General features: G+C 59.4%; 9 protein-coding genes. 6 read left to right on the forward strand and 3 right to left on the reverse strand.

All coding sequences use genetic code 11. The features are described 5' to 3' along the window. Positions 1-3,596 (reverse strand): M10 family metallopeptidase C-terminal domain-containing protein (locus AC1RO5_RS26385; RefSeq protein ID WP_493178514.1); only part of this gene is annotated, 3,596 nt, incomplete at its 3' end. Between the two features lie 171 nt (positions 3,597-3,767). Between AC1RO5_RS26385 and AC1RO5_RS26390 the strand changes: the two genes are divergently transcribed. Then, entirely contained in the window at positions 3,768-4,457 is a 690-nt protein-coding gene (locus AC1RO5_RS26390) for an MBL fold metallo-hydrolase (protein WP_493178516.1), read from the forward strand. Positions 4,458-4,562: 105 nt separating this feature from the next. Continuing rightward, positions 4,563-5,294 (forward strand): YiaD family glycine zipper/OmpA-like lipoprotein, encoded by a 732-nt coding sequence (locus tag AC1RO5_RS26395; protein WP_007939811.1) that lies wholly within the window; start codon positions 4,563-4,565, stop codon positions 5,292-5,294. 151 nt (positions 5,295-5,445) lie between these two features. Here AC1RO5_RS26395 and AC1RO5_RS26400 read toward each other — a convergent pair whose 3' ends face one another. Beyond that, on the reverse strand, positions 5,446-5,880 hold the full coding sequence (locus AC1RO5_RS26400; protein ID WP_258672388.1) for a Z-ring associated ZapG family protein: 435 nt from the start codon (positions 5,878-5,880) through the stop codon (positions 5,446-5,448). 144 nt (positions 5,881-6,024) lie between these two features. Between AC1RO5_RS26400 and AC1RO5_RS26405 the strand changes: the two genes are divergently transcribed. From AC1RO5_RS26405 to zapE, 3 genes are all read left to right on the forward strand, one after another. Next, entirely contained in the window at positions 6,025-6,654 is a 630-nt protein-coding gene (locus AC1RO5_RS26405) for an alpha/beta hydrolase (protein ID WP_493178519.1), read from the forward strand. A 24-nt stretch (positions 6,655-6,678) separates the two neighbouring features. Beyond that, complete coding sequence (locus AC1RO5_RS26410; protein ID WP_493178521.1) at positions 6,679-8,034, forward strand: tryptophan--tRNA ligase; 1,356 nt, start codon at positions 6,679-6,681, stop codon at positions 8,032-8,034. 90 nt (positions 8,035-8,124) lie between these two features. Further along, entirely contained in the window at positions 8,125-9,219 is a 1,095-nt protein-coding gene (gene zapE, locus AC1RO5_RS26415) for a cell division protein ZapE (RefSeq protein ID WP_019582361.1), read from the forward strand. 125 nt (positions 9,220-9,344) lie between these two features. Here the strand turns inward: zapE and AC1RO5_RS26420 are convergent, their stop codons facing one another. Next, entirely contained in the window at positions 9,345-10,241 is an 897-nt protein-coding gene (locus AC1RO5_RS26420) for a GlxA family transcriptional regulator (protein ID WP_493178585.1), read from the reverse strand. Between the two features lie 244 nt (positions 10,242-10,485). Between AC1RO5_RS26420 and AC1RO5_RS26425 the strand changes: the two genes are divergently transcribed. Continuing rightward, complete coding sequence (locus AC1RO5_RS26425; RefSeq protein WP_493178523.1) at positions 10,486-11,622, forward strand: acyl-CoA dehydrogenase family protein; 1,137 nt, start codon at positions 10,486-10,488, stop codon at positions 11,620-11,622. The last annotated feature ends 126 nt before the right edge of the window (positions 11,623-11,748 follow it).

The following is an 11,748-nucleotide window of genomic DNA, read 5'->3' on the forward strand; positions in this document are numbered from 1 at the left end:
CCGGCGCCGCCGATCAGCGTGTCCAGCCCCGCGCCACCGTTGAGGATGTTGTTGCCGCTGTTGCCGGTCAGCACGTTATTCAGGGCGTTGCCGACACCGGCGAGGTTGTCGCTGCCGGTGAGGGTGAGGTTTTCCAGGTTGGCGCCCAGGGTCCAGTTGACCGAGGAACGCACGGTGTCAATTTCGCTCGCCAGGGTGCTGGTTTCGGTGACCGTGTCCTTGAGGTTGTCGACGATATAGGTGTCATTGCCGCTGCCGCCGATCATCACGTCGGCGCCGAGGCCACCGTCCAGAACGTTGTTGCCGCTGTTACCGGTCAGGCGGTTGCTCAGGGCGTTGCCGGTGGCGTCGAGCGGGTCGCTGCCGGTGAGAGTCAGGTTCTCGAGGTTGTTGCCCAGGGTATAGCTGATCGACGACAGGATCGTGTCGATTTCGCTCAGCGAGGTGCCGCGTTCGATCACTGTGTCGCCGATATTGTCGACCACGTAGGTGTCGTTGCCGGCGCCGCCGTCCAGGGTATCAGCCCCAGCCTTGCCGTCGAGGAGGTTGGCGGCGGCGTTGCCGGTGAGGCTGTTATCGAGTTCGTTGCCGGCCAAATTAAGTGCCGCTGTACCCAGTAATAGGCCATCTTCGACGTTGGCCGAGAGGGTGTAGCTCAGCGCCGTGCGGATCAGGTCGCGGCCTTCGTCGGCCAGTTCAGTGACCTTGTCGGTGGCGTTGTCGATGACGTAGGTGTCGTCGCCGCTGCCGCCACTGAGGGTGTCGGCCCCGGCGCCGCCGTCCAGCCAGTCGTTGCCGGCCCCGCCTTGCAGGGTGTTGTTGTAGGCGTTGCCGAGCAGGGTGTTGTTCAGGTCGTTGCCGATCACGGTGAAGTTGCCGAGGCCGGTGACGGTGACATCTTCGACGTTTTGCAGGCTGGTCTGGCTGAGATCGACGGTGCTGCTGGCCAAGGTCGAGGCGTAGGTGATGTTCAGCAGGTCGCGACCCTGATCGGCGGTTTCCTGCAGCAGCGCCAGTTCACCGGCCTGGTCGAGGACGTAGGTATCGTCGCCGCCGCCACCAATCATCCGATCCAGTCCGGCCGCACCGTTGAGCACGTTGTTGCCGCTGTTGCCGGTCAGCACGTTGTTCAGGGCGTTGCCGACACCGGTGAGGTTGTCGCTGCCGGTGAGGGTGAGGTTTTCCAGGTTGGCGCCCAGGGTCCAGCTCACCGAGGAGCGTACGGTGTCGATATCCCACAGCGAGCGGCCGGTCTCAATGACCACGTCCTTGAGGTTGTCGACGATGTAGGTGTCGCTGCCGCGGTCGTCGATCATCACGTCGGCGCCGAGGCCACCGTCCAGAACGTTGTTGCCGCTGTTGCCGGTCAGGCGGTTATTCAGGGCATTACCGGTAGCATTCAGGTTGTTGAAGTCGATAAGGGTCAGGTTCTCGAGGTTGCTGCCCAGGGTGTAGCTGATCGACGACAGGACCGTGTCGATTTCGCTCAGCGAGGTGCCGCGTTCGATCACTGTGTCGCCGATATTGTCGACCACGTAGGTGTCGTTGCCGGCCCCGCCGTCCAGGGTGTCGGCCCCGGCCCAGCCGTCGAGGACATTGGCAGCGGAGTTGCCGGTCAGTCGGTTGTCGAGCTTGTTGCCCGAGAGGCTCAGCGCTGCAGAACCGAGCAGCACAGCGTCTTCGACGTTGTCTTCTAAGTAGTAACTTACTGCCGTCTGGATCAGGTCGTGGCCTTCGTCAGCCAGTTCAGTGACTTGTACACCGTTGTTGTAGATGACATAGGTGTCATCGCCACTGCCGCCAATGAGCTTGTCAGCCCCGGCCCAACCATCCAGCCAGTCGTTGCCGGCCCCGCCCAGCAGGGTGTTGTCGTAGTTGTTGCCTATCAGGATGTTGTTCAGGTCGTTGCCGATCACGGTGAAGTCGCCGAGGCCGGTGACGGTGACATCTTCGACGTTTTGCAGGTTACTTTGGCTGAGATCGACGGTGTTGGTGGCCGGAGTCGATGTGTAGTTGATGTACAGCAGGTCGTGGCCCTGATCAACGTCATCCTGCAATAGCACCAGTTCGCCGGCCTGGTCGAGGACATAGGTGTCGTTGCCGGCCCCGCCGATCAGCGTGTCCAGGCCCGCGCCACCGTTGAGGATGTTGTTGCCGCTGTTGCCAGTCAGCACGTTATTCAGGGCGTTGCCGACACCGATGAGGTTGTCGCTGCCGGTGAGGGTGAGGTTTTCCAGGTTGGCACCCAGGGTCCAGTTGACCGAGGAACGCACGCTGTCGATTTCGCTCGCCAGGGTGCTGGTTTCGGTGACCGTGTCCTTGAGGTTGTCGACGATGTAGGTGTCGTTGCCGGAGCCGCCAATCATCACGTCGGCGCCGAGGCCACCGTCCAGAATGTTACTGCCGCTGTTGCCGGTCAGGCGGTTGCTCAGGGCGTTGCCGGTGGCGTCGAGCGGGTCGCTGCCGGTGAGGGTCAGGTTCTCGAGGTTGCTACCCAGGGTGTAACTGATCGACGACATAACCGTGTCGATTTCGCTCAGCGAGGTGCTGGTTTCCACCACCACGTCATCAGCGTTATCCACAACATAAACGTCGTTGCCTGCACCGCCAATCATGACGTCTTGGCCGGCACCACCATCGAGAACGTTACCCAGCGCATTGCCGATAAGCTCATCGTTAAAAGCCGAGCCGGTGGCATTTTCGATTTTGGCGCCAAAGGCGATCGCCAGCCCGTCATTGACCAGTTGCAGGTTCTTGATGTCGACGAATGCCTTGCCGATGTTGCTGAACTCACCCTCATTCAGGTTCAGTCTGACGGCCGCCTGCTGGTTGCTGGCATCGATCGTATCGTTTCCGCCAGCATCCCAGATGGTTTCGAATACAGATTGACCGGGTGCCCAGCGATAGACGTTGTCACCGGTTTGCCAAAGCATGTTGGCGCCGTAAATCTTCTGGATAGCGAGAATATCCAGCAGCATCGGTGTCGTCGGCTGATAGGAGTACGCATTGTTGTAGCTCATGATCGTGTAATGCGAATCATCGAGCAGGGGCGAGATCAGCGTACTGTTGGATAGGCTCGACTCGAATGGATGCTTGAGGCCCAGGGCATGACCGATTTCATGCACGAACGTCATGAAGTCATAGGTGCCTTTTACGGGGGCAGAGTTGTTCGTCGCCGGTCCGATCCAGACATCCCCGGCCAGCGGGGTTCGGTCGGGGAAGTAGGCCCAGGCAGCGACGGCGTCGTCCATGCCCAAATAGCCACCGAATCGCAAGTCGCCCACAGTGTTGATGTTGTCACTGACCAGAGTGAACTTGACGTTAGCCACGGCGCTCCAGGCGCCAAGCGCCCCAGTCACGGCGTCTTGTTGGGCCGATGTCAGAGCGAAGCTGTTCAGGAATTCATTTTTTTCGCTGTATTTGGCAGAGAAATACGATTGGCCGAGGGTGACGAAACTATAGGTCAGCCTTGTCGCGAAGATGTCTGAGCCGAAGTCAGGGCTCAGCCAGGAGGTGCCATGGATAAGGCTGTCGACTTGTTGGTTACCGGTCAGAACAGATGGCTTTGTTAAAACGTAACCAAGAGGAGACGACATTCTAAATATCCTGAGAGGGCTGCGACCGTCCTGTATGTGGCCGCTACAAGGAAGCGATTTTGCACCAGAGTCAGCGTCAATTGATATTACATGGCCACTATTTTTTTTAATAATGGCGTCAAAAATCTGGCCAGTAAATCTGTGTCGGCGTGCACCAGTGAGTCTTGAGGAATGCGCGCTGGTATCCTGTTCGAAATCGACTTATCAGGGCCTCCCGTGAACGCTCCGACCCCCACCCTCATCCGCGAAACCTTCCCCGTCGGCCCTTTGCAGTGCAATTGCACAATCATCGGCGACCCCATCACCAAAAAAGCCATCGTCGTCGACCCGGGTGGCAATCACGAGCTGATCCTGGCGCGGCTCGACGCCTTGGGCCTGAAGGTGGTCAGCATCATCCATACCCACGCACACCTCGATCACTTCCTCGCCTCCGGCCAGTTGAAGGAGAAAACCGGCGCGACGCTGCACCTGCATAAAGAAGATCAATTTCTCTGGGACAATCTGGAGATGCAGTGTCAGATGTTCGGTGTGCCTTACACCCCGGTGCCATCGCCGGATCGCTGGTTGGCCGACGAAGAAGAGCTGGCCTGCGGTTGTGGCGTTGCGTTGCATACTCCTGGTCATACACCGGGTTCCATGAGCTTTTGGTTTTCAGAGGCTAAGCTGCTGATTGCCGGTGACACGTTGTTTCGTCGCGGAGTAGGGCGCACGGATTTGTGGGGTGGCGATCAGGCAACGCTCGTGAAGTCGATCAAGCAGCGGTTGTATACCCTCGACGAAGAGGCAACCGTGGTGGCCGGGCATGGTCCGGACACCTGTCTGGGTGATGAAATGCGCGGTAACCCCTTTGTGCGAGCCTGATGGCTCATGACGGAATTTTTGTCGTTGCCAGTGATCCAACGCCCGCAAAGGTTCATTGCTTAAGTCCGTTGCACCACAGAATGCAAAAAAAGTAGGAGCTCCTCCATGTTCACCTCGCGTCGTTTGATTGTTGTCGCTACTGCAGTGGCTCTGTTGTCCGGTTGTGCATCGCCGAACCCTTATGACAACCAGGGTCAGGCCGATGGCAGCTCCACGGGCATGAGCAAAACCGCCAAATACGGTGGCCTTGGCGCCCTGGCCGGTGCGCTGGCCGGTGCTGCCATCAGTCACGATAACCGTGGCAAGGGCGCGCTGATTGGCGCCGCCGTGGTGGGTGCTTCTGCCGCCGGTTACGGTTACTACGCCGACCAGCAAGAGAAAAAGCTGCGCGCCAGCATGGCCAACACCGGGGTTGAGGTGCAGCGCCAGGGCGATCAGATCAAGCTGATCATGCCGGGCAACATCACGTTCGCCACCGATTCGGCGAACATTGCCTCAAGCTTCTACCAGCCGCTGAACAACCTGGCGGGCTCGCTCAAGGAGTTCAACCAGAACCAGATCGAGATCGTCGGCTACACCGACAGCACCGGCAGCCGCCAGCACAACATGGACCTGTCCCAGCGTCGCGCCCAGAGCGTGGCGACCTACCTGACTTCCCAGGGAGTCAGCGGCGCCAACCTGTCGGCACGTGGTGCCGGGCCGGATAACCCGATTGCCAGCAACGGTGATACCAATGGCCGGGCACAGAACCGCCGCGTCGAGGTCAACCTGAAGGCGATTCCGGGCCAGCAATATGGTGGTCAGCAACAGCAAGGCACTGTTCAGCAGTACCCATAAGAGGCTGACCTCTCCCTGAAATGAAAATGCCCGATCCTTAAAGGACCGGGCATTTTTTTGTGCCGCTTGTTCAGGCGATGAAAACGTCAGAATTAAAAAAGCCCCCGGACAATTACTCGTCCGAGGGCTTTTTGTGGTGCGCGAAACCTGATTACTTCTTCAGGCCGTAATGCTCATCGAGCATGCCCGGCGCGTTCGGGGCTTTGGGAGCGTAATCGCGAGGCGGTTCCTGATTGCGCGGCGGCGTCAGGCGTTCCCGTGGAGCCTGCACCGCGTCGGCGTGCAGGGCAGCCAGCAAGCGTTGGCGAGTCTGCTCGTCCAGGGCCAGACGGTTGGCGCCCTCGGCGAGATGATCCTGCACTTCCTGATAGCTCTGAGTCAGTTTCTTGACCAGGTTTGCAGTGCTGTTGAAGTGGGTGACCACCTCGTTCTGATAACTGTCGAAACGTTCCTGAATGTCATCCAGCTGACGTTGTGTGCTGCTCGGAGCGGCATTCGGCACCAGGCGAGCGATCAGGAATCCAATGGCGACACCCACAACCAGGGCAAGAGTCGGCAACAACCAAACTAAGAGCGAGTGTTCCACGAGTCCTTCCTCTATAAACGGCTTTGCTTTACGTTAACGGCTCGAACCTGCGCTGTATACCGCGATTCACTCGCAATAGATTGGCACAGACAATTTGCTAGACGAGTCGACCCGATTCGAGGTCACGGAGTTCCTTCCTTGCTTATGCGCGAAACCCCTGTAGTGATTGATGGCCCGGTCGGCCAACTGGAAGCACTGTACCTGGACAACGAGCAGCCGCGCGGCCTGGCGCTCATCTGCCATCCGAACCCGGTGCAAGGCGGCACCATGCTCAACAAGGTCGTCTCGACCCTGCAGCGCACCGCGCGCGACGCCGGACTGATCACCCTGCGCTTCAACTACCGTGGCGTCGGTGCCAGCGAAGGCTCCCACGACATGGGCAACGGTGAAGTCGATGATGCCCAGGCTGTCGCGGAATGGTTTCGCGCCAGACACCCGGAATTGCCGCTGAGCCTGTTCGGTTTTTCTTTCGGCGGTTTTGTTGCAGCCAGTCTCGGCGGACGCCTGGAAGCCAAGGGCGAACAACTCAAGCATCTGTTCATGGTCGCGCCTGCCGTCATGCGTCTGGGCGATCAGGATCAACTGCCGCAACAAGGTACATTGACCCTGATCCAGCCGGAAACCGACGAAGTGATCGATCCGCAACTCGTTTACGATTGGTCCGAGGCACTCGATCGCCCCCATGAGCTGCTGAAAGTGGCAGAATGCGGACACTTTTTTCATGGCAAGCTGACCGATCTCAAGGATCTGATCCTGCCGCGTCTTTCGAATTGATTGCAGTCTGACAAGCGATTACCCATGACGACTCGTACCCGTATTCTCACCGGCATTACCACCACCGGCACGCCGCACCTGGGCAACTACGCCGGGGCTATCCGCCCGGCGATCCTCGCCAGCCGTGACAGCAATGCCGATTCGTTCTACTTCCTGGCCGACTACCACGCCCTGATCAAATGCGATGACCCGCAGCGCATCCAGCGCTCGCGTCTGGAAATCGCCGCGACCTGGCTGGCCGGTGGCCTGGACGTGGATCGTGTGACCTTCTATCGCCAGTCCGACATTCCGGAAATCCCGGAGCTGACCTGGCTGCTGACCTGTGTGGCCGCCAAGGGCCTGCTCAACCGCGCCCACGCCTACAAGGCGTCGGTGGACAAGAACGTCGAGACCGGCGAAGACCCGGACGCGGGCATCACCATGGGCCTCTACAGCTACCCGGTGCTGATGGCCGCGGACATCCTGATGTTCAACGCCCACAAGGTGCCGGTCGGTCGTGACCAGATCCAGCACGTGGAAATGGCCCGTGACATCGGCCAGCGCTTCAACCACTTGTTTGGCCAAGGCAAGGAGTTCTTCACCATGCCCGAAGCGCTGATCGAGGAAAGCGTCGCCACGCTGCCAGGTCTCGACGGTCGCAAGATGTCGAAGAGCTACGACAACACCATTCCGTTGTTCAGCAGCGCCAAAGAGATGAAAGACGCGATTTCGCGGATCGTGACCGACTCCCGTGCCCCGGGCGAAGCCAAAGATCCGGACAACTCGCACCTGTTTACCTTGTTCCAGGCTTTCGCTACGCCGGCACAAGCCGACGAATTCCGCAGCGAATTGCTTCAGGGCCTGGGTTGGGGAGAAGCGAAGAATCGCCTGTTCCAGTTGCTGGACAACGAGTTGGGCGAGTCCCGCGAGCGTTATCACCAACTGATCGAGCGTCCGGCGGATCTGGAAGACATCCTGCAACACGGCGCGAAAAAGGCCCGTGCGGTGGCCACGCCGTTCCTCAACGAGTTGCGTGAAGCGGTCGGCCTGCGTTCTTTCGTCGCCCAGACTCAAGTTGCTGCCACCACCAAGAAGAAAGCCGCGAAAGCCGCGCGTTTTGTCAGCTTCCGTGAAGACGATGGCAGTTTCCGCTTCCGTCTGCTGGCGGCCGATGGCGAGCAACTGCTGCTGTCGCGCCACTTCGCCGATGGCAAAACCGCAGGTCAGGTGACCAAACAACTGCAATCTGGCCAGCCATTGGACGTACGCAGTGAAGACCTGAGCTTCAGCGTCTGGCTGGAAGGCGAGTGCGTGGCCGACAGCCCGGCCTTCGCCGACAGTGCAGCTCGCGATGTTGCCATCGACGCGTTGCGGGTTGCGCTGACACCGGTTCAGGAATAAACAACGGTTCGGTCCGACCAAGGGCCGATTGCCATTCCCACGGGCCGTCGCTACAGTGACGGCCCGTTTTTGTTGCCTTGCTAACGAATTATGACGCCCCTAGAACGATACCAAGCTGATCTGAAACGCCCGGAATTCTTCCACGATGCTGCGCAGGAAACGGCAGTGCGTCATTTGCAGCGTCTGTACGACGATCTGGTCGCGGCCTCGCAGAACAAACCGGGCCTGCTCGGCAAACTGTTTGGCAAGAAGGACCAGGCGCCGGTCAAGGGCCTGTACTTCTGGGGCGGCGTGGGTCGCGGCAAGACTTACCTGGTCGACACCTTCTTTGAAGCGCTGCCGTTCAAGGAAAAGACCCGCACTCACTTCCACCGCTTCATGAAGCGCGTGCACGAAGAGATGAAGACTCTGGGCGGCGAGAAAAACCCGCTGACGATCATCGCCAAGCGCTTTTCCGACGAGACGCGAGTGATCTGTTTCGATGAATTCTTCGTCTCCGACATCACCGACGCCATGATCCTTGGCACGCTGATGGAAGAGCTGTTCAAGAACGGCGTGACCCTGGTCGCGACCTCGAACATCGTGCCGGACGGTCTGTACAAGGACGGCCTGCAACGTGCGCGCTTCCTGCCGGCCATTGCGCTGATCAAGCAGAACACCGAGATCGTCAACGTCGACAGCGGCGTCGATTACCGTCTGCGTCACCTCGAGCAAGCGGAGCTGTTCCACTTCCCGCTGGACGAAGCCGCCCAGGAAAGCCTGCGCAAGAGTTTCCGGGCCCTGACGCCGGAATGCACGGCTGCCGTCGAGAACGACGTGCTGATGATCGAGAACCGTGAAATCCGCGCCGTGCGCACCTGCGATGACGTGGCCTGGTTCGACTTCCGCGAACTGTGCGACGGCCCGCGCAGCCAGAACGACTACATCGAACTGGGCAAGATCTTCCATGCCGTGTTGCTCAGCGGCGTCGAGCAGATGAGCGTCACCACCGACGACATCGCCCGACGCTTTATCAACATGGTCGACGAGTTCTACGACCGCAACGTGAAGCTGATCATCTCTGCCGAAGTCGAGCTTAAAGACCTCTACACCGGCGGTCGCCTGACCTTCGAGTTCCAGCGCACGCTTAGCCGCTTGCTGGAAATGCAATCCCACGAGTTCCTGTCCCGGGCGCACAAGCCATAAGCGTCTCAAAATAGTAGGACATTCGGAAATTAAAAAAGGGCCTGCATCGCAGGCCCTTTTTTATAGGCGAAGATCCAGAGATCGCAGCCTTCGGCAGCTCCTACAGGGGCAAGCCGTACGCCATGCTACGCCGCCTGCTGGAACTGCTGCCGATACTGGTTCGGCGACAGTTCCGTGTGCTGGCGGAACAGTCGGGCGAAGAAGCTCGCATCGTCGTATCCGACTTCATAGCTGATGGTCTTGATGCTCTTGCGGCTGCCGGACAACAAGCCCTTGGCGGTCTCGATGCGCAGGCGTTGCAGGTAATGCAGCGGTTTATCGCCGGTGGCGGTCTGGAAGCGCCGCATGAAGTTGCGGATGCTCATGCCGTGTTCGCGGGCTACGTCTTCGAAGCGGAATTTATCGGCGAAGTGCTCTTCGAGCCAATGCTGGATCTGCAGGATGATCACGTCCTGGTGCAGTTTCTGCCCGCCGAAACCGATCCGCCCCGGCGCATAGCTACGCTGCACTTCATAGAGAATGTCGCGGGCCACGGCCTGGGCCACGTTAGCGCCGCAAAAGCGCTCGATCAGGTAAATGTAGAGGTCGCAGGCCGAGGTGGTGCCGCCAGCGCAATACAGGTTGTCGGCGTCGGTCAGGTGTTTGTCCTGATTGAGCTGAACCTGCGGGAAGCGCTCGGCGAAAGCATTGAAGAAGCGCCAGTACGTGGTCGCTTCCTTGCCGTTGAGCAGCCCGGCTTCGGCGAGCCAGAACACCCCCGTGGCCTCGCCACACAGCACTGCCCCGCGGGCGTGTTGTTCGCGCAGCCACGGCAGGACCTGTGGATAACGTTTGCAGAGTGTGTCGAAATCGTCCCAGAAGGCGGGGAGGATAATGACGTCGGCATTTTCCAGCCCGCCGTCCACCGGCATGATCACATCGCTGAAGCTGTTCACCGGTTTGCCGTCGGGGCTGACCAGCCGGGTTTCGAACGCCGGTGTCAGGCCGTGGCCCAGTTGTTTGCCATAGCGCAGGCTGGCCAGATGGAAGAAATCCTTGGCTTGCATGAGGGTGGAAGCGAAAACCCGGTCGATAGCCAGGATGCTGACGCGCCGCAAGGGCTTGGAGGCTTGGTTAGACATAATTCAACTTTATTCTTATAGGGGAAAGTGGTCGCCAGACGGCTGGATCGTCTTATTTTTTGTCGGATGTGTCCAGTGTCCTGTATCGGAAGCGAGGCTTAGTCTCTGAAGATCAATTCCGTCTGACAATAACGACAGGTGACGCATGATTCCCAGAACCTTGTTCAGCTCCGAGCACGAACTTTTTCGCGACGGCGTGCGAACGTTCCTCGAAAAAGAGGCCGTGCCGTTCCATGGGCAATGGGAAAAACAAGGCTATATCGACCGCAATCTCTGGAACAAGGCGGGGGAGGCGGGGATGCTCTGTTCGCATCTGCCGGAAGAATACGGCGGGCTGGGGGCAGACTTTCTCTACAGCGCGGTGGTGATCGAGGAGGTCGGTCGTCTGGGGTTGACCGGGATCGGCTTTTCTCTTCATTCGGACATTGTTGCGCCTTATATCCTGCATTACGGCAGTGAGGCGCTGAAACACAAATACCTGCCCAAACTGGTGTCTGGCGAGATGGTCACTGCGATTGCCATGACCGAGCCGGGTGCCGGCTCCGACCTGCAGGGGGTGAAGACTACCGCAGTGCTGGAGGGCGACGAATACGTGATCAACGGTTCGAAGACTTTCATCACCAACGGCTTTCTGGCTGACCTGGTGATCGTCGTGGCCAAGACCGATCCGAAGGCGGGGGCGAAGGGCACCAGTCTGTTTCTGGTGGAGGCCAACACGCCGGGTTTCGCCAAGGGCAAGCGCCTGGAAAAGGTCGGCATGAAGGCTCAAGACACCTCGGAGCTGTTCTTCCAGGACGTTCGGGTGCCCAAGGAGAACCTGCTGGGCCAGGCCGGGATGGGCTTCGCTTATCTGATGCAGGAGTTACCGCAGGAGCGCTTGACGGTCGCGGTGGGAGGCTTGGCGTCAGCCGAGGCGGCGTTGCAGTGGACGCTGGATTACACCCGTGAGCGCAAGGCTTTCGGCAAGGCCATCGCCGACTTCCAGAACACCCGCTTCAAGCTCGCTGAAATGGCGACCGAGATCCAGATCGGCCGGGTCTTCGTCGATCGTTGCCTGGAACTGCATCTGCAAGGCAAGCTCGACGTGCCGACGGCGGCGATGGCCAAGTACTGGGGCACCGACCTGCAATGCAAGGTGCTCGACGAATGCGTGCAGTTGCATGGCGGTTACGGATTCATGTGGGAATACCCGATCGCCCGGGCATGGGCGGATGCACGGGTGCAGCGGATCTATGCCGGGACCAATGAAATCATGAAGGAGATTATTGCGCGGTCGCTGTAATGCAGCGTGATCGTTCCCATGCTCTGCGTGGGAATGCCGCCATGGACGCTCTGCGTCCGCTTTGGAAGTGACGCGGAGCGTCACGGGATGCATTCCCACGCAGAGCGTGGGAACGATCGTCGACGT

Source organism: Pseudomonas sp. GW822-FHT02G04 (genome assembly GCF_058802085.1).

Coding starts and splice junctions, on each gene's coding strand:
- zapE (WP_019582361.1), top strand. CDS start 8,125: ATGACGCCCCTAGAACGATACCAAGCTGATCTGAAACGCCCGGAATTC.
- AC1RO5_RS26425 (WP_493178523.1), top strand. CDS start 10,486: ATGATTCCCAGAACCTTGTTCAGCTCCGAGCACGAACTTTTTCGCGAC.
- AC1RO5_RS26390 (WP_493178516.1), top strand. CDS start 3,768: ATGCGCGCTGGTATCCTGTTCGAAATCGACTTATCAGGGCCTCCCGTG.
- AC1RO5_RS26405 (WP_493178519.1), top strand. CDS start 6,025: ATGCGCGAAACCCCTGTAGTGATTGATGGCCCGGTCGGCCAACTGGAA.
- AC1RO5_RS26395 (WP_007939811.1), top strand. CDS start 4,563: ATGTTCACCTCGCGTCGTTTGATTGTTGTCGCTACTGCAGTGGCTCTG.
- AC1RO5_RS26410 (WP_493178521.1), top strand. CDS start 6,679: ATGACGACTCGTACCCGTATTCTCACCGGCATTACCACCACCGGCACG.